The sequence below is a fragment of the Facklamia sp. P12945 genome (genome assembly GCF_050409485.1).
In the GTDB taxonomy this organism is placed as follows: domain Bacteria; phylum Bacillota; class Bacilli; order Lactobacillales; family Aerococcaceae; genus Facklamia.
Map to the genome: position 1 here is coordinate 41,942 of NZ_JBNUPJ010000012.1, position 18,991 is coordinate 60,932.

Consider the following 18,991-nt stretch of genomic DNA (forward strand, 5'->3'; position numbering starts at 1 on the left):
TTTTATTTTTTTTCAGTATCTAAACCATAGTCATTATCCCGACGATCGCTATCGTGCTCAAATTCATAGAGACTATAATCTGTTTCTAAAGCATAGGCTGAATCATGAGTGACTTGAATACCACGGATTCTTCCATTTTCAACATTACTGGTCGTTAAGACATAGTCATTCATTCTGACTGATGTACGCTCGTCATCATCTGGTACATAGCCAATCACTTGAATCATCAAACCAGCGATAGTATCTACTTCCTCTGAGTCTAAGTGCTCATCAAAATAATGATTGAACTTTTCTAAGGTCATAACGCCATTAATGTAATAATTCATATCATCGATCTTGCGAACGACAGAAGCGGTAATATCGGACTCATCATTGATATCACCTACTATTTCTTCAATTAAATCTTCAAGAGTAACGATTCCCTCGACACCACCATACTCATCTCGTAAGATAGCCATATGGGTCTCTTCTCGACGGAATTCCAACAGCAAGTCATCAATATAGGCCGTAGAAGGGACAAATAGAGGATCGTTAGCAATTTCTAAAAAATCAATCTGATCAAAACCTTGTTGACTGGCCGTTTTTAATAATTGCTTAACATGGAGCACACCAATGACATTATCTTTACTTTCTTCATAAATAGGCAAACGTGAAAAAGGACTATTTAAAATAGTTGTGAGAATTTCATCGTACTCATCTTCTATATCAACCATTTGTGTGTCGGTCCGTGGAACCATGACCTCTCTTGCAAGCTTAGAGTCAAGCGACAGGACTCCTTCAAGCATTGAATACTCCGCTAAATCGATTGTTCCTTCTTGTTGGCTTTGGGTTAGAATAGCCACCATTTCTTCACGGGTAAACTGGTCGTTATCAGCATTGAAATCAATAGGTGTTAACCGCTTTAAAAAGCCAGTAGAAACCGATAATAAGGCAACAAATGGAGTGAATAGTTTTTGAACCCATTCAACAATGGCGCTAGTAGCCATAGCTACTTTGTCAGGCATTTGTAAAGCGATTTGTTTAGGGTAAAGCTCACCCAAGACCAAGGTCACATAAGAAAGCAAGACCGTTACTATCACTATTGAAAGTGACTTCGCACCCGGAAAAAATGGTATCCATCTTACTATATAATCTGCAAAACTTGTTGCAGCTGACGCAGATGAAAGGAAACCTGCCAAAGTAATTGCTACTTGGATGGTCGCTAAAAAATCATCTGCATTATCGATTAATCTCAGCACTCGTTGTGCTTTTTTGTTCTGCTCTTCTTCCGCTAACGTTCTCATTCTCGATTGGTTAATTGAAACAAAAGCAATTTCTGCTGCAGCGAAAAAAGCGTTAATTGCGGTTAAACATAAAATTAAGACTAATTGCGCTATCAGTGAATTCTCCGAAGAGTCCATAGTTAAGTTCATTTCTCCTTTATGCATCTAAAAATTTCGACTACTTTTATAATAGGTAATTTCAATATAAAAAGCAACACTTTATCTGGATAGAAACTAGCAAATTATTAAAAAACTATGAGAGAACGATTGCGCATTTTAATTACTATGATAAAATAGGAGAGTAGATGCCAACTTTTACCTAAATAATTAGTAAAGAATTGGAGAAACTAATGATTGAAGACTTAATGACACCCAAAAATGCCCTTCTCACTCTACCGGAAACATGCACTTGTCTAGAAGCTATTGAATTATTAGAAAAAAATAATCTTCGTTGCGCCCCGGTGGTAGATGATAGCCAATCCATTTTCCGTGGTAACATTTACCGCTTCCATATTTATCAATATAAATTTCATCATCCTGACGCTGATCTTAGTTCTTTACCCGTGACCCGCTTTTTAAAAAACACCACCAAAATTATCCGTATTCACCATTCAATTTTGGAATTGTTTTTTGCCATAAAAGACCTACCCTATGTTGCTGTCTTAAGTAAGGAACATACCTTTTTAGGGATTGTGGAACACACAAACTTTCTGAGCTTTTTAAATCAAGCTTGGGATATGCCGGTCGTAGGCTATATATTAAAAGTAGAAGCCCTCGGTAAAAAGGGCAATCTCACTAAGATTGCCCGTCTAGTTAACCGTTATTGCGATATTTCTTCCTCAATGACCATTGATAAGACCGATTTTAACAACCGTTCCTATATCCTCTTTCAAATCCACCAAGATACTAGCCGTCTTACCTTTCAAAACCTCGTTCAAGATTTGCAACGCCGTAAATACACGGTTGAATTCTGGTACATTTAAAATATTTATCCCCGCTAATCTCTATTCGAAGAAGAGTTAACGGGGATTTTATAATTATTTAGGAAAATAAGGATTATTCTGGCGCTCTTGGGCTACAAACGTTGGGTTGCCATGTCCAGGATACAACTGATAATTATCACTCAAAGGTAAAATTTCGCGTTGAATACTTTCCATTAATTGTTGATGACTAGCATTCGGTAAATCCGTACGTCCAACACTGCCTGCAAAAACAAGGTCACCAGATATCACAAATTTATCCTCATCAAATAGATAAATCACATGACCTGGACTGTGTCCGGGTGTATGCTTCACTTCAAACTTAAAAGAAGCGATTGAAACTTCCCCCATACTTTCCCAAAGATGATCAGCTTTACGCTGAATAATCGGTTGAGTAAGCATTGTAGACAAGTTTAAGGCTGGATCACCGAGGAAATCAGCTTCTAATGTATGTACATAGACTGGAACGTGATAATAATCTCTCAATTGGTCTAAACCACCAATATGATCAAAATGGCAATGGGTTTGAAGAATAGCTTTCGGTTTCCAGCCTTGACCATCAATCCATTCAATCAATTTATCCGCTTCTGCACCCGGATCAAAAAGGATGACCTCTTGATTGGGATGAATCACTACATAAGTATTTTCCTGCATAGGACCCACTGTTTTCATAGCTACTTCTAACATATTATCCTCCTATATATAAATTCGAGGAACTCTTTCACTAATACATGATAATATTTCATAGGAAATAGTTCCTGCCATATGTGCCAACAAAGAGGGGTGATTATAATATTTACCATCTTGACCGATTATTGTCACTTCCGTTCCCACAGGGAATTCCTTGGGTAAACGAATCATTAATTGATCCATATTAATCACACCTAAAACAGGGCATGCATATCCTTCTACCAAAATAGGAATTTTAGCATAAGCGCGAAGCCAACCATCGGCATAGCCAATCGGAATAGTACCAATCCATTCATCCTCTGGACTTTCATAGCTTGCTCCATAAGAAATACGCGTTCCTTTTTCAACTTTCTTCACATAGGACAATTCAGACAACAATTGAAATGCTGGCTTCAAATTAAGTTCATTTGTAGAATTTTTACTGCGTAAACCCTCTTTATCTAAATGATAATCAGTAATTTGCTGGTCCGTCACTAAATCTTCAGGGACACAGTCTCTACTATTGAGACCATACATGGAAATACCTAAGCGTATAATATCTGATCGGTCGCCAATTGCAGGATAAAGTCCCATGGCTGAATTATCAAAGTGTCTTAAAGACACAAAATCAGGAATATAAGAAATTAAAGCTTGCCAACGCTCCCATTGATAGTCAATATAACTTAAGGGGCCACCACCAGCCGTTGCAAAATGAGTGAAAACCCCTTGCCAATTTAGCCACGAATAAGCTTTAACGCCTTCAACAAAGGCTAGTACTTCTTCTTTGGTCCTTAACCCCACTCGTGACATCCCCGTATCCAGCTTCAAATGAAATTTTAATGGATTCTCTTTCAACAGATTCTCTTGCTGATTCTTTTTAAGCTGGTGGAAAGACTGGTCAAAAAAGCTTAAATCTGAAACAGTAATCGTTAAATCATAATATAAAATCTCGGCTATTCCATAGGGTAATGTTAAGCCGATTACTAAAATTGGTATTTTAGTCAGACCCAGCTTGCGGAGTTGGATGGCTTCATCTACTGTGGCAACGCACAATCCATTCACACCTGCTTCAATGGCTGCCTTAGCAATTGGAATTGCTCCATGTCCATAAGCGTTGGCTTTAACTACTGCATATATTTGTTGATGTGAAGCTTTCTTATCTTGGTATAGCTTGATATTATGTTTAATGTTTTCTAAACTAATGACTGCTTGCGTTGGGCGGTGCTCACTTGCTCGATACATTTTTTGACTCCTTACGACTTGTTTATAAATTTTTGATAGGCTTGGTCAATCGTTTGCTGATCACAGTCCATTACAACCATAGCCGTTGCGTAATCTTGACCATGACTAATCGATACTTTGGCATGTTTTATTATTGGACCTGCTGTAATCTTAGGTCGTCCTCTCTCGTCATTGATAATTGAAATATCAGAAAACTTCAAGTGTCCAATCCCTGTACCCATAGCTTTAACATAAGCCTCTTTAGCACAAAAGCGGCCAGCCAAATAAATGAGCTGCCGCTGAGAGGAATATTTATCAAATACTCGTAGTTCTTGATCTGATAATATTTTATTTGGAAAAGCTTTGTGTCTAGCTAGGGCCTTAGCAATCCGATCAATTTCTACAATATCAATTCCTATCTCCATTATAATACCTCAAATATTAACGCTCTTTTTTCTTCATCTTAAAATTTTTCTTGTTAGACTTTGAATAGTTGCCTTTATTACCACCGGAATATTTATTGCGGTTTGATTTGCCAGACTTTTTGCGATAGTTGTCACGATTATTCCGTTTTTTGCGGTCTGCATTTGGTAATGGTTTTTGCGGTGAAATCGAAACGGCAATTTCACGGCTTTCTGAAACAATTTGTCCTAAAAGGGCTGCTACTAAATCTTCCGCTTCATAGTTAGCTAAAAGTAGTTTAGCATTTTGCCGACTATGATTAACCTGGTCGCCTTCTAATTGCTCATTAATCTGTTCGATAATTTGGTGGATTTGTCCTTGCTGTGCTTCTTGAATGGTTGGTGGTTTCATCGGTTGCATTTGTTTACCGACTAATTTTTCGATGGTTCTTAAATAAGGCATTTCAGTCGGTAAGACAAAGGTTAATGACAAACCTTCATTGCCTGCACGCCCTGTACGCCCGATACGGTGAACATAAGACTCAGGATCTTGCGTAATATCATAGTTATAGACGTGAGTAACGCCTGTAATATCTAATCCTCTGGCGGCAACATCAGTTGCGACTAAGAGTTCTACATTGCCTTTTTTGAAGGCGTTAATCACGCTAGACCGTTTCTGTTGAGTAATATCACCATGGATCACTTCTGCATTGTAACCTCTTAGGTTTAGACCACGGCCGACTTCATCGACACGCTTTTTAGTCCGACAGAAGATAATCGCTTGCTTAGGCATTTGAACGTCAAGAAAACGTGATAAGGCATCAAATTTCTCATCGTCACGGCACTTAGCATAAAATTGCTCAATCAAGTCTGCTGTTACATGTTTTGTTTCAATATGTACATGAGCTGGTGATTTAAGAAATTGATCTGCTAAGTTTCGAATTGCTGGTGGCATAGTCGCTGAGAAGAGTAACGTTTGTCTTGCTTGAGGTGTTTTAGAAACAATTGACTTAATATCTTCAATAAAACCCATATTTAGCATTTCGTCGGCTTCATCTAAAACCAAAGTTTGTACATGCTCTAATTTCAAAACTTTTCGATTGATTAAGTCTAGTAGTCGTCCTGGAGTCCCCACAATAACTTGTGGTTTATTACGTTTAATACGCTCAATTTGCTTACCGATTGGTGAGCCACCATAGACCACATAAATACGCGAACGAACGCCTTTTCCTAAACGAAATAACTCTTCCTGAACTTGGATAGCGAGTTCTCTTGTTGGAGCTACCACTAAACTTTGAATATTATCATGGTTGGTTTCCAGTTTATTTAATAAAGGCAGACCAAAGGCTGCTGTTTTTCCTGTTCCTGTTTGCGCTTGACCGATTAAGTCACGGCCCTCCAGTGCTACAGGTATTGCTTTTTGCTGGATGGGAGTTGGCTCTTCAAAACCTAACTCATCAAGTGTTTTAACTAATCGTTCATCTAATTGTAAATCTTTAAATTTCAAATAATTCTTCCTTTTCTTCTATTGATAAGAATTTCAACAAGGGACTGGGTATTTACCCCAGCCCCACTATCATCTGTTTATAAAGTTTTTAAACCTTATGGTTGATCATTGTGTTTTGATTCCAGTTAACGCCGTCACAACGCTCAGTAAGTCAACACCGAAGCTAGACTTAACTAGGATGACATCTTCATTTGATGTCTCTATACTAAGAGCGTCTATCAAACGTTGATGATCTGCTTTTTCATAAAACAACTGTTCCTTTGCAAAAGTTTTTTGCAATTCATCGTATAAATAAGCCATCTGGTCGCCAAACAAGTATACCTTATCTAGCACGCTTACGTCCAGTGAATCTTTTAAACTACGATGATATTCTTCACTTTTGGCTCCTAACTCCCTAATATCACCCAAAACAGCAATTTTACGGCCCGCACCTTCTACTTCAACATCAGCCAAAGTATTTAAAACAGCTCGCATGGAAGTTGGACTGGCATTGTAAGCATCATTTAAAAGTCTAGCGCCATTTTTAGTGGTTAACCATTGTACCCGATTGGCTGTCAGTTTAAATTGTGATAATTGGAAAATAGCTTGTTCGGTAGGAACTTCTAATAGTTTAGCAATGCTTAGAGCAATTAAAGCATTAGTAACATTATAGGCTCCAATGATTGGGATCGAACATAGCACATTTTCATCAATATTCGTGCGGAAAAAAGTTTTATTATATTCTTGATTAATAGCGTAAGCATAAAAATCATCACTTTTTTCAAAACCAAAGCAGTAACTTTTAATTTTAACCTGTTTTTTTTGCAACTCTGCTTCAATTAAAGGCTCATTGCCAGGGTATAAGAAAATACCATTGGAAGTGAGACCATCTAATATTTCTAATTTTGCTTGTGTAATGCCTTGCCGACTCCCTAAAAATTCTAAGTGGCTCTCTCCGATAATAGTCACTACAGCAATATCAGGCTCAGCGATTTTACTTAATCGACTAATTTCTCCAAAGTCACTCATCCCCATCTCTAAGACACATACCTGCGTATCTTCAGGCATTTGTAATAGTGTATAAGGCATACCAATTTCGTTATTATAATTCCCTTGGGTTTTATGGACACTATATTTTGAAGTTAAACTCATGGCTGTCATGTCTTTAGCAGTTGTTTTACCATTACTCCCTGTGATACCTATCACAATAGGCTGAATAAGATGACGATAATAATTTGCTAATTGATGAAAGGCCGCTAATGTATCTTCAACCTTGATAACAATTAATTGTTCAGAGGGTGCTTCTTCTATAGGACGTGACCAAAAACAAGCGATGGCACCATTATCTATTGCATTTTGAATATAGTCATGACCATCCGTAGTACCCCCTACTAATGGCACAAAAAGACTAGCCTTTTTGACCTTACGTGAGTCAAACTCTACACTAGTAATTTCTTGACCTAAGACTGGCTGATAATTAAACGGATTTAGTTTTAAAGTCTTGATGATTTCGTTAATTTGAATTGCTTTCAAAGACTCGCTCCCTAACTTTTATAACTTTTCATTTGAGACCTTGTTTTATGTCGGCTCAACCCCAATTGAATGAGTTCTTCAATTAAGTCCCGATATTCTAAGCCTGTTGCTTTCCAAAGACTTGGATACATCGAGTATTGGGTGAATCCTGGCATGGTATTTAGCTCATTAATGTAAATATCATGGTTAGCAGTGACAAAAAAGTCGGCCCTTGCTAATCCAGAACCATCAATCACCCGATAAGCTTTTTTCGCATAGTTTTGAATTTCTTCAGATAGACTTTCAGGTAAATCAGCTGGAATTTCCATTTCAACCGTATTATTAATATATTTTTCGGAATAATCGTAGAAATCTTGGGTTTTTACCAATCGTCCCACACAAGACACGTGAATATCTTCATTACCTAAAACGGCTACTTCACACTCATCAGCACTAATTCCTTGCTCAACCACAATGCGACGGTCATACTTCAAAGCTTCATTAACTGCTTCAATTAGCTGATATTTATCTTGAGCCTTAGAAATCCCAACACTCGATCCCATATTAGCTGGCTTGACAAACATTGGGTACAGTAATGTTCCTTCAGCTTTAATAATTAAGTTTTCTTGCTGATTTTTCCACTCTACATCATCAAAGGAAACATAAGGAACTTGAGGAATGCCTGCTTGGGTAAATAAAGATTTAGAAATGATTTTATCCATACCATTTGCTGAAGCGGTAATCCCTGCTCCAACATATGGCATATCTAAAACTTCTACAAAGCCTTGAATAGTGCCATCTTCACCATTAGGACCGTGTAAAACAGGAAAGACTATGGCATCCTCCTCTTGAATCTCTCCCGGTTTTATAACCACTCCTTTTGAAGGTGTATTTGTGGTTGACCACTTTGCATGATCGGATTCATTAAATATTAATTGCTGATCACCTAAAGAAGGTTCATTCATTTCCGGCCCTTGAATCCATTGCCCATCTTTGGTGATATAAATCGGCTGCACTGTATATAAATTGTACATAATTGCTTGCGAAATATTATGAGCTGAAATAATAGAGATCTCATGCTCAGCACTTTGCCCACCATATAGTAATATTATTTTCATTGAGTTCCCTCCGTCTTGTCTTCCAACTGTTGGCTTAAGTCTTCGATGCGCCATTGACTGGTTGATTCTTGGTAAATTATCTGTCCAACAGCATCTTTACGATCGAAATTACGTGTTAAATAAGTTAATTCATCCTCAATTATATATAGAGGGATACTCCAAGTATCATTTTCTTTAATGGCTTGTTTTAAATCAATTTTTAACCCATTCATAAATAGGGGGCTTAATTCCTCTACTAGTCTAACGGGCATTGGTGCTATTACTTTTTTCCGTCTTGTAAACCACCCAACATTTTCATTGATTATGTTAGACAGATGTTCACTTAGAGCCCGAGCAAAGCGCCCATAAAAGTGAGACATATGCCGATAATATGTTTTATTTAGGCCATTTGACATGGTTAAATAAACATAGTTATTTTGCAACTTATAAAAGAAAGGTGATCTCAAGGCTTTATTAGCGTGAAAAAGGTAGAGTAGTTCTGAAATTTCAACGGGGGTTAATTGGTGCATCAATTCCATACTATCGAAATCAATCCAATTAGACATTCGACGCCCTTCTTTTTGACAAAGTTCAAAATAGTCTAAAACTTCTGTCTGATTGCGTAGAATTTTAAAATCCGTTTGAACGTCAAAACGACCGAATTCTTCCGGTGCATTCGCTAAAATAATATTTTGTGGTAAATATTGACGATTGAAATCCATTATTTTTAGACTTATTCCTCGCGTCATAAAATAATTAGTAACGGCATCATAATGCACATAAAGATTAATCCGATTCATTCTCTACCTCCTTTCTTTTAAAGATCGGTAACTCACATTCTACTCTCTTTGATTGCCAATGCAAAGCCTAATTTTAAAGAAGGCATAAAATTATTAGTCAAAAGAGACTTGAGGTGCTTGACGAGCAGCTTCTGGAGCTTCTAAATAAGTTTTCTCGCCAAATCCATGGACTCCCGCTACCACATTGTTAGGAAAAACTTGAACCTTCTCATTATAGGTTTGTACACTTGAATTATAAAGTTGGCGAGAAACTGCAATCTTGTTTTCTGTATCTTCAAGTGATCTTTGTAATTCTTGAAAATTAGCGTTCGCTTTTAGATCAGGATATTGTTCCGCTACGACAAGCAAACGTGATAATGCTGAAGTTAAGCTGTTAGATTTGCTATTGATCATTTCTGGACTTGCATCAGCAGGTAGATTAACTAACTGCTGACGCGCTTTGGTCACATTTTCTAGTGTTTGGCGTTCGTGCTCAGCATATCCTTTAACTGTTTCAACCACATTCGGTATCAGATCGTTTCTTCTTTGAAGTTGAACGTCAATTTGACTAAAAGAACCTTCTACCCCGTTACGAGCTTTAATTAAATTGTTATAAACACCTACCCAAAAAAGAGCGATTATACCTATTACACCTAACAAAATATACATAAACATATCCTTAGCACATCCTTTCATATAAATCTATTATAAGCGATTGCAATAAAAGAGTGAATATAAAGCTATTATCTTTAACACTTAATATCAGCGAAGATGAAGCACCATTATTTATTCTTAGACTTTAACGAGTCAATGAGGATGCCGCTTCTCTATCTAAGAGTACGTAAACATTCCGATGCTTTTGTAAAACACTAGCCGGTAAGTCTGATGTAATAGGGCCTTCAATCATACCTCGTACAGCTTGAGCCTTTTGACTACCAAAGGCCATAATTATTATTTTTTTAGCTTTTATAATAGCTCCCACACCCATCGTAATTGCTTTGGTAGGCGTTTCTTCTTTAGAACCAAAAAAACGTTGATTATCATCAATTGTAGATTGCGTCAGACTCACTAGGGATGTGCCAGCTTCTAAATCGGACCCAGGTTCGTTAAACCCTATGTGGCCATTCGAACCCAAGCCTAATAGTTGCAAATCAACCGGATTGTCTTTAATTACTTGATCGTATCGAGCTAACTCAGTATCGATATCTTTAGCCTGTCCATTCGGAATAAAAGAGCCTTTAAAGGGTTTGTTTTTGAAGAGATGGTCATTCATATAGAAAGCATAACTTTGAGGATTCTCGTCATCTAATCCAACGTATTCATCCAAATTAATTGCAACAGCCTGACTGAAGTCCATATCCGACTGACTTAAAAGCTCATATAATCTTTCCGGGGTCGATCCAGTCGCCATACCATATACATCAGCCCCCTCTTGCTGACTAAGCTTGAATATTTCTAAAGCTCTTAATGATGCCTCTTCTGAACTGTTATAGATTTCAACTCTCATAATAAATCCTCCTTAAGTATTAGGCTTTTTTCTTTTAAATAGTTTATCATTAAATATATATTTAACAAAGCAACATTAAATGACATTCTTCTCAAGCTGGCAACATTCAGGTAACAAACCACATAAATTAAATAATTAATGATAAACTAGTATTAACAAATCATTAGGGAGGAGAGCATAAAAGTGTGTGAGAAAAACAAGCTAAAATTAAACCATTCAAAGACTATTCTATGCTTTATAATGTTGATGTGTTTTTTTATCATCAGCATCAAATCTCCCTATATTGAAACGCAAGCTTCAGGCTTCCACAGGCTATCCAGTCCAGTTGAGACTAATCCCGTTAAAAACCCAAGCAACAAACAAACCACCAGCGTTGAAAAACCCGAGGATGAATCAACAACTACCACCCAGGAAGTGATTGCTCCTACTCCACCGATTACTTTCGATCCGAATGAAAGTACTCAAACAAGTCGTCAAGCTAGTAAAGATGAGTCAACAATCACAAGCAATCAATTAACAACCGTCACTAACGATCAAGAAGATAATGATAATCATAATCAAGAAAAAATAACGACAACTCAGGAAAAATCCGAAACCTCTGAGCTGTCCGAGCAAACTACCACTTCTAAAGAAGTGGCCTTCGAAGCTGGTAAATTAACAGTTATTAAAAAAGATACCGTCCCATTGGCGTATATTCTCACTGAATTCGCCACCACTCTTTATGAAAATTCCGATTTTATTCAATCAATCTATTATCAAGGGGCCTTTCTAATTCGCCATCTATTAATTATTCCCGATGCAGACATCTTGACATTATTTGATCATAAAATTATTCGCTGGCTCAATCTTTATACAGAGTATTTTATGCAAAATAAAACGACTCCATAATCCTTGAAGCGCTACTAAATAAAAGAATATTTTTTCTTTTAACAGTTGATTTTAAAGGATTTTATTAGTATCTTATTTCTATTTTAAATAACCCTTATTGTCCATCTATTCCATTTTTTTGATTATATAAGATTTTCTTATTGTTTTAATAAGTTTTTCAAATGATTTCTCATTAAGTTTAAAAAAATTTATATCACAAAGCTTAATCTTATATGGTTAAGCTTCTTTTTATTAATAAAATATCATATAAAATTTTTAATACTCTAACTATACCAATCGGAATAAAATTAGTGTATAATATTGTTAAAATGATATATTGTAGGGAAGATATAAAATAAGGAGGGTCGCTATGTATATTTCTGATATTAATTCAGCTTCTGTTAAACTAGACAGTATTCAATCCGAAAAAATCACATCCAGTCAAAGATTCACAGTCCAATCTTCAGATAAATTGGTTTTAATTTATGTTCATAAAGGGGCAGCTGATTTCATCTCTGAAGAGAAAATAGGTGGTTTTAAGAAACGTGATATCATCATCCTAAATCCTAACCATTCGATTGAAATCCAACCAATCCGTAAATTAGAATGGTTTCGTGTTGAAATTTCCGGAATTTTGTTTACTTCATCTGCTGAAATTGAATCAATGGATAATATTTTTATCGTTTGCGATCAATCGCAGACCATTAAAAATTACTTAGATCTTGCCCTTATCGAATATAAACAACCCTTTAGAGGGTCTGAACTTGTTTTAAGAAAACTAATTGAGTGTGTCATGGTTCATGTGCTGAGGCACCATGAACTGTCCATTAAAGACTCCTCTATTCAAGTGCGTCACCAAGAAATCGAAATAATCAAAAACTATATTCGTGAACATTTTTCTGAAAAAGTAACTCTTGAACAGCTTTCTGATATTGTTGATATCAATAAATACTATATGATTAGACTGTTTAAACAACAAACAGGACTTTCTCCCATTGATTATTTAATTCATGTGCGACTGTCTGAAGCAGAAAAACTGTTAGCTCAAACGTCTATTACGATTTCAAAAATTTCTGATATAGTTGGCTTTCATTCTCCTTCACACTTTTCAAAAACATTTAAGGAAAGTAATCATATGACCCCTTCAGCTTATCGACGAAAGTTTTCTAGTTTAGCTTAATAAAACAAAGCGCTCCATGAAAATTCTATTTCATGAAGCGCTTATTTTATTCAATCCCTCTAACTTGGCGAATAACATCTGCAATTTTATGCACATACTTATCCACTAATTCGTCGGTCGGAGCTTCGGCCATTACTCGCAGTAATGGTTCCGTTCCACTTGGGCGAACTAAAATTCTTCCTTCACCGGCCATTTCTTTTTCAACCGATTCAATGACTTGTTGAACTTTTGCTTCTTCTAAAACAGTATGTTTATCTCTAACTCGAACATTGACTAACTTTTGCGGATAGATGATGACCTCTTCTGCTAATTCCGATAGTTTCTTCCCCGTTTCACTCATAACAGCCATTAATTGTACGGCTGTTAATAGACCGTCTCCTGTTGTGTTTAAATTTAAGAAGACGATATGTCCAGATTGTTCACCACCTAAGGTATAACCACCTTCACGCATAGCTTCTACAACATAGCGATCTCCAACATTCGTTTTTATTGCAACCATTTCATTGGCTTCTAAAGCTTTATGGAAACCTATATTACTCATAACCGTTGAGACAATCGTATTATCATTTAATCGTCCTTTTTGCTTCAGATGATTTCCACAAATAAAGAGTATCTTATCTCCATCAACTAGATTTCCCTTTTCATCAACTGCAATTAAACGATCTCCATCACCGTCAAAGGCTAATCCTAGATCCACTTCTTTTTCCTTAACTAGCTCTTGCAAAGCTTTTGGATGAGTTGATCCAACCTGATCATTAATGTTTATCCCATTAGGTCGATCACCCATGGTGTAAAAATCAGTGTCTAAATCAGCAAATAATTGATTGATTAAGGGTGAAGTGGCTCCATTTGCCGCATCAATAGCGACACTCAATCCACTTAATTCAACTGAAATAGTTGATTGTAAAAAGTTCAGGTATTTTATAGTTCCTTCATGGAATTCGTCTATTAAGCCTAAGCCTTCAGCGACTGGTCGAGGCAAATTATCTTCTTCTGAATCTAGTAGTTCTTCTATTTCTTCTTCTTGCTGATCAGATAATTTAAAACCATCGGTACCGAAAAATTTAATCCCATTATCTTCTGCAGGATTATGTGAAGCAGAAATCATGATCCCCGCTACAGCATTTTGCGTTTTAGTTAAATAGGCTACGGCTGGAGTGGGTACAATACCCAATTGCATCACTTCAATCCCAACTGACAAAAGACCTGCGGTTAAAGCAGCTTCTAGCATTTGTCCAGAAACACGTGTATCTCTTGCAACTAAGACTCTTGGTGTTTCAACAGATTCAGCGTGCTGTAAAAGAACATATCCTCCATATCGACCTAATTTGAATGCTAGTTCTGGACTTAATTCCTGATTAGCAACTCCTCTAACACCATCCGTTCCAAAAAATTTTCCCATTTTCTTCTCCTTTTTAAATCTTATAAGTGAGCTTTCTTAAATCTTTTCATTACGTTACTATTGACTTAATTTCACTGGCTCGATTATAACTTCTACTTTAGCCTCATTGATACTCGCGCTCGAAATACCACTCGGTAAATTCAGTAACCCTATAACTTGACCTGATTCTATCTGTTCGGAAACATCTACAACAAGTTCTACTTCTTTAATCGGATTAAGGATTTTCTGACTACCAAATAATGTGACTTTATCTTGACCAACAATGGAATAACGATAATTATTTTTTGTATTATCTTCTCCTATAGCAGTAATTTTCAAAGGAAATTCTTTCGAGTTTTGGACAATGTTCACTTGTGCTTTAATATCCATTGTTTCTGAGTTCACATCGAGAGGCTTTCCATCTTTGTCTAAAATTTGTAAGCGATAATTACCTGCAAAGGATTCTGCAACCGGTTGGTTAGAGCGAATACTAATGCCCACAAAATCAATGGCATTAATGGCTCTTTGACTGCCTACTAATTTAACTTCTTTTGGATCAATATTAACAGACTCTACCTTAAAATCTGATTCTAATTGAAGATCATCAAGTGAAACTTCAACAGCAACCGTCACAACTTTACGCTGTTGGACCTCTACTTTTACTTTAGAAGGCGAGATGGTATAAGTGATTTCATCGGGTAAGCCGTCTATTAATAATAATAGTTCTCGATCACCAATTTGACCTTTAAAAATTTTCTCAGTTTGAACCATAATGTTTTCGCGTGTCACTTGGTTCAAAATGTTTTTAGGGCCATCAAGACGAACGGTCACACTTTCTTTAAGATCACTAACGTAAATATCATCGGGATGATCGCCTAAATATAATGGCACATTATACAAAGTCTCCGATGTATTAAAACTAGAAGCTAATTGAGAATTCACGGCTGCATTACGGGCATTGTTTTCGTTAGTAACAAAAGTATAAATAAATAGAGCAAAAATTAATGAAATAATTCCCACAGCCCAGTTTTTTTCAAATATCTTATTCATTATTTTTGCCACCTTTACTTGAGCGCATCCTGTTAAAGAGGGTTTTAAACATATTAGAATCTTGACTTTTTGAGTCTTTTTTTTCTATCTCTGTATAAAGATATTTGTTAAGCAAATCATGTAGTTCTTCTTTATCTAGATCACGATGTAAAAAATCATTCTTTACAATACTAATTGCGCCCGTTTCTTCGGATACTATTAATGTCAAAGCATCTGTTTTCTCTCCCAGTCCAATTGCCGCCCGGTGCCTTGTTCCTAATTCCTTAGGAATTAATTTACTTTCCGAAAGCGGTAAATAACAAGAGGCAGACGCAATTCTAAAGTCATTGATAATGACTGCTCCATCATGCAAAGGCGTGTTGGGAATAAAGATATTGATTAATAATTGACTAGAAATTTCAGAATCTAATGTTGTCCCAGTACTAATATATTCTTCTAAAGAATCTTCACCTTCAATAGAAATGAGCGCTCCAATTTTACGCTTTGACATATAGAGTAAGGATTTTTTTAAATCCTCAATTAACTCTTCACTCGGATTTCTTGAAGATTGTCTATTTCTAAAAAGGATTTTCCCTAAACTTTCTAACGCTTTTCGCAATTCAGCTTGGAATAAAATAATAAGGGCGACTACTCCCCATGAAATAACTTGCCCCAATAGCCAATCGATTGTTTGTAAACCAATTCCTTGACTTACAAATTTGGCAAAAATAATTAAGCCTATTCCTTGCAAAAGATTCATTGCCCGAGATTGTTTAGCATAGCCTATTAATCGATAAATAATGAACCAGACAATGAAAATATCCAGTAAACTCACAAATGGATGGTTGCCTAGGAACTGATTGAGCCACTCTAGCATCCTTTCACCTACTTTCAACTTAATTACTATTTTACCATAGTCTCATTAACCCATGGTAAAATTTATTTATTGACCCGCTGCCTTCTTAAAGTAAAATGATCCGGTATAGGATCTAATCCTCCTTCTCGGAAGGGGTGACATCTTAAAATACGTGCTAAACCCATTAAAGAACCTTTAAGTGCTCCAAACCGCTCAATCGCTTGAATGGTATAACTTGAACAAGTTGGTGAATAGCGACACGAAGGAGGCGTTAAGGGGGAGATGTATTTTTGGTAGAATCTTATCATTCTAATAAATATCTTTTGCATTTTTACCTCCAATCATTACAATAACCATTTTCTTCTATTATAATAGTTTATGTAGAAGTTACCAGTAGGAGGAAAAATATGAACAAATTAGCTACAAAAAAACTACTAGACGCTATGCAGAAAAAAGATATCTCACAATTTTTAATATCTGACCCCTCTACAATTGATTATTTAGTAGGATACCATACAGATCCTGGTGAAAGACTTTTATTATTATCAATTAAGCGTAATGGACAAATGCAACTGATTCTTAACCAATTATTCCCTACTTTTAAGGAAAAAGATAATCTAGCTATTAAATATTATAATGATGGAGAACCCATTATTAGAGAATTAGCTGAAGGTTTAGAGGCTGGTAATATCGGTATTGATAAAAACTGGCCAAGTCATTTTTTAATTAACTTGATGAAACAACATCCTAATGCTGAATATATAAATGGAAGTCCCTTAGTGGATAAAATTCGTGCTATCAAATCAAAAGAAGAAATTGATATCATGCGGGAAGCATCACATCGGAACGATCAAGTCATGCAAGCACTGATTAAAAAGATAGATGCAACCACTAGTGAAAATGAAATAAAAGAACAACTAGCTTCATTATATAAAGAGTACGAATGCGACGGCTTTTCATTTGAACCGATTATTGCCTATGGACCCCATGGTGCTGACCCCCATCATAGTACCGATGATAGTTTACCTCAAGTGGGACAAAGTATCATCATTGATATTGGATCAAGTTATAAAGGATATTGTTCAGATATGACTCGAACTGTCTTTTTTGGCGAAGTGTCCGATAAGCATAAAGAAATCTATCAAACTGTTTTAAAAGCGAACGAAGAGGCTATCAAACAGGTAAAACCAGGGGTGTCATTTGCATCCATTGACTTAACCGCAAGAAAAATCATCGAAGATGCGGGCTATGGTGAATACTTCACTCACCGCACCGGACATTTTATTGGTAGAGACGTCCATGAATATGGGGATGTTAGCCAACATAATCATAATAAAGTAGAAGTGGGAAATGTTTTTTCAATTGAGCCCGGTATCTATCTTCCAGGTGAAATGGGCGTACGCATAGAAGACCTAGTTGTCGTTACAGAAACAGGCTGTGAAGTCATCAACTTAGCGAATAAAGAACTAACCATTCTGCCTAACAAATAAAAAATAACCCTTGTGGCTAATGTAAGCTGCAAGGGTTTCTTAATTTTTTTAATCATGAAGTGCCAGTCCAGCATCATTTAACCATGCATAGACGAGACCAATAACAAGTCCGCCACCAATAAAGTTTGCAACCCAAGCAACAGTCCAAGCTAAAAGAACAGGCACTAACTGAAGAGCTTCTGCTTGATAATTACTAAAAGCAACTAAACTAAATGATCCAAAGTTAGCCACCACATGTTCATAACCTAAAAACACAAACATGAAGATAGCGCCGAAAACAATAACTATCTTAGCAATTTCTTCTTTGGCCAATAAATAACCAACAATTGCTATGTTTACAAAGGTGTTGGCTAAAATCCCTTCGATGAAGATCAAAGCTAAATCTTTACCTAACTTTCCATTTACAGTAGTAACAATAAAGCTTTCAGCAGTCAATTGACTGAAAGCGCCTGTTTGGGCAACGATAAAGGCCGCTACAAAAGCTCCAACTAGATTACCAAGGGTACAAAATAGAAGAATCTGAACGGTCTTGTTAGGACTTATAAACTTGTGATAAGTACCTGCCGTTAAATACATCATATTTGAAGTAACTAATTCTTGATGTAGGAATAAAATAAATAAAAGACCAAAAGCAAATAGGATTGAATAAACGAACTTGCCAATATGAGGAGCTCCAACATTAATATAATCCGCAGCATAAACGCCAATAGCTGTAGCTAATACTAACATAGCTCCTGCATACATAGAACGTACAAAATAACGCGCTTTACTCTGTTCGAACAATCCAACCTTCTTATTTACAGAAGACTCAATGATCTTAACAAACTGTGACTCATTTACAATATTTTCTCTCATTCTTTAACTCCTTTAAAGTTATTTAACAACATTCTATAGTTTAGAGGTTTATTACTTTATTATCAAGTTAAAATAATAGAAATTATAGCAAGAATAATGAAAGTTTAAAGACAGTGAGTGGATATAAGTTTTGAAATTATAACTTAACTAGTATTACAGGGAAATCTTTCTTCAAAAATAAATTGAAGAAAAGAAAAAGCTTTATTAGAAGAAGTTAAAGAGAAATTCTTCGTAATAAAACTTAAAATTGTTTATTTATTTTATAAAAGCCACCTGCCGGGATTGAACCGGCGACCTCTTCCTTACCATGGAAGCGCTCTACCTGCTGAGCTAAGGCGGCAAAAAGAAATCTATAAAAAAAAAGACTCCGCCAGTAGGGCTCGAACCTACGACATCATGATTAACAGTCATGCGCTCTG

At 36.2% G+C, this 18,991-nt stretch carries 19 protein-coding genes and 1 tRNA gene; 4 read left to right on the forward strand and 16 right to left on the reverse strand.

Annotated elements, in window-relative coordinates; genetic code table 11:
* Positions 1–2: 2 nt before the first annotated feature.
* Complete coding sequence (locus ACQV2X_RS05260) at positions 3–1,400, reverse strand: hemolysin family protein (protein WP_428874023.1); 1,398 nt, start codon at positions 1,398–1,400, stop codon at positions 3–5.
* Positions 1,401–1,612: 212 nt separating this feature from the next.
* Here ACQV2X_RS05260 and cbpA point away from each other — a divergent pair, with 212 nt between their 5' ends.
* Positions 1,613–2,245 carry a cyclic di-AMP binding protein CbpA gene (cbpA, locus tag ACQV2X_RS05265; protein WP_428875121.1) on the forward strand — a complete coding sequence of 211 codons (633 nt, stop codon included), beginning with the start codon at positions 1,613–1,615 and terminating at the stop codon, positions 2,243–2,245.
* A 54-nt stretch (positions 2,246–2,299) separates the two neighbouring features.
* On the opposite strand, the gene ACQV2X_RS05270 is transcribed toward cbpA, so the two are convergent.
* From ACQV2X_RS05270 to ACQV2X_RS05310, 9 genes are all read right to left on the reverse strand, one after another.
* Entirely contained in the window at positions 2,300–2,929 is a 630-nt protein-coding gene (locus ACQV2X_RS05270) for an MBL fold metallo-hydrolase (protein ID WP_428873977.1), read from the reverse strand.
* 9 nt (positions 2,930–2,938) lie between these two features.
* Positions 2,939–4,153, reverse strand: coding sequence for an alanine racemase (gene alr / locus ACQV2X_RS05275; protein WP_428894293.1), 1,215 nt, complete (start codon positions 4,151–4,153; stop codon positions 2,939–2,941).
* Positions 4,154–4,164: 11 nt separating this feature from the next.
* Positions 4,165–4,557 carry a holo-ACP synthase gene (acpS, locus tag ACQV2X_RS05280; RefSeq protein WP_428873975.1) on the reverse strand — a complete coding sequence of 131 codons (393 nt, stop codon included), beginning with the start codon at positions 4,555–4,557 and terminating at the stop codon, positions 4,165–4,167.
* A 16-nt stretch (positions 4,558–4,573) separates the two neighbouring features.
* On the reverse strand, positions 4,574–6,040 hold the full coding sequence (locus ACQV2X_RS05285) for a DEAD/DEAH box helicase (RefSeq protein ID WP_428873974.1): 1,467 nt from the start codon (positions 6,038–6,040) through the stop codon (positions 4,574–4,576).
* Between the two features lie 105 nt (positions 6,041–6,145).
* Entirely contained in the window at positions 6,146–7,552 is a 1,407-nt protein-coding gene (locus ACQV2X_RS05290) for a UDP-N-acetylmuramoyl-tripeptide--D-alanyl-D-alanine ligase (protein WP_428873972.1), read from the reverse strand.
* Positions 7,553–7,563: 11 nt separating this feature from the next.
* On the reverse strand, positions 7,564–8,649 hold the full coding sequence (locus ACQV2X_RS05295; protein WP_428873971.1) for a D-alanine--D-alanine ligase: 1,086 nt from the start codon (positions 8,647–8,649) through the stop codon (positions 7,564–7,566).
* Positions 8,646–9,428 (reverse strand): hypothetical protein, encoded by a 783-nt coding sequence (locus tag ACQV2X_RS05300; protein WP_428873970.1) that lies wholly within the window; start codon positions 9,426–9,428, stop codon positions 8,646–8,648. The genes ACQV2X_RS05295 and ACQV2X_RS05300 overlap by 4 nt, the downstream gene beginning before the upstream one ends.
* Positions 9,429–9,521: 93 nt before the next feature.
* On the reverse strand, positions 9,522–10,082 hold the full coding sequence (locus ACQV2X_RS05305; RefSeq protein ID WP_428873969.1) for a LemA family protein: 561 nt from the start codon (positions 10,080–10,082) through the stop codon (positions 9,522–9,524).
* A 124-nt stretch (positions 10,083–10,206) separates the two neighbouring features.
* On the reverse strand, positions 10,207–10,914 hold the full coding sequence (locus ACQV2X_RS05310; protein ID WP_428873967.1) for a glucosamine-6-phosphate deaminase: 708 nt from the start codon (positions 10,912–10,914) through the stop codon (positions 10,207–10,209).
* Between the two features lie 183 nt (positions 10,915–11,097).
* Between ACQV2X_RS05310 and ACQV2X_RS05315 the strand changes: the two genes are divergently transcribed.
* Both ACQV2X_RS05315 and ACQV2X_RS05320 read left to right on the forward strand, forming a co-directional pair.
* Complete coding sequence (locus tag ACQV2X_RS05315) at positions 11,098–11,802, forward strand: hypothetical protein (RefSeq protein WP_428894294.1); 705 nt, start codon at positions 11,098–11,100, stop codon at positions 11,800–11,802.
* Positions 11,803–12,151: 349 nt separating this feature from the next.
* Positions 12,152–12,961 carry a helix-turn-helix domain-containing protein gene (locus ACQV2X_RS05320; protein ID WP_428894295.1) on the forward strand — a complete coding sequence of 270 codons (810 nt, stop codon included), beginning with the start codon at positions 12,152–12,154 and terminating at the stop codon, positions 12,959–12,961.
* A gap of 46 nt (positions 12,962–13,007) precedes the next feature.
* Here ACQV2X_RS05320 and glmM read toward each other — a convergent pair whose 3' ends face one another.
* From glmM to yidD, 4 genes are all read right to left on the reverse strand, one after another.
* On the reverse strand, positions 13,008–14,363 hold the full coding sequence (gene glmM, locus ACQV2X_RS05325) for a phosphoglucosamine mutase (RefSeq protein WP_428873964.1): 1,356 nt from the start codon (positions 14,361–14,363) through the stop codon (positions 13,008–13,010).
* Positions 14,364–14,420: 57 nt separating this feature from the next.
* A complete protein-coding gene (locus tag ACQV2X_RS05330; RefSeq protein WP_428873963.1) occupies positions 14,421–15,392 on the reverse strand; it encodes a CdaR family protein in 972 nt (323 codons plus the stop codon).
* On the reverse strand, positions 15,385–16,248 hold the full coding sequence (gene cdaA / locus ACQV2X_RS05335; protein ID WP_428873962.1) for a diadenylate cyclase CdaA: 864 nt from the start codon (positions 16,246–16,248) through the stop codon (positions 15,385–15,387). The genes ACQV2X_RS05330 and cdaA overlap by 8 nt, the downstream gene beginning before the upstream one ends.
* 62 nt (positions 16,249–16,310) lie before the next feature.
* A complete protein-coding gene (gene yidD, locus ACQV2X_RS05340) occupies positions 16,311–16,556 on the reverse strand; it encodes a membrane protein insertion efficiency factor YidD (protein WP_428873961.1) in 246 nt (81 codons plus the stop codon).
* Positions 16,557–16,634: 78 nt separating this feature from the next.
* On the opposite strand from yidD, the gene ACQV2X_RS05345 reads away from it, so the two are divergent.
* Positions 16,635–17,717 (forward strand): M24 family metallopeptidase, encoded by a 1,083-nt coding sequence (locus ACQV2X_RS05345; RefSeq protein WP_428873960.1) that lies wholly within the window; start codon positions 16,635–16,637, stop codon positions 17,715–17,717.
* Between the two features lie 48 nt (positions 17,718–17,765).
* On the opposite strand, the gene ACQV2X_RS05350 is transcribed toward ACQV2X_RS05345, so the two are convergent.
* Positions 17,766–18,572 carry a formate/nitrite transporter family protein gene (locus tag ACQV2X_RS05350; RefSeq protein ID WP_428873959.1) on the reverse strand — a complete coding sequence of 269 codons (807 nt, stop codon included), beginning with the start codon at positions 18,570–18,572 and terminating at the stop codon, positions 17,766–17,768.
* A gap of 267 nt (positions 18,573–18,839) precedes the next feature.
* Positions 18,840–18,912, reverse strand: a tRNA-Thr gene (locus tag ACQV2X_RS05355).
* Positions 18,913–18,991 lie beyond the last annotated feature (79 nt).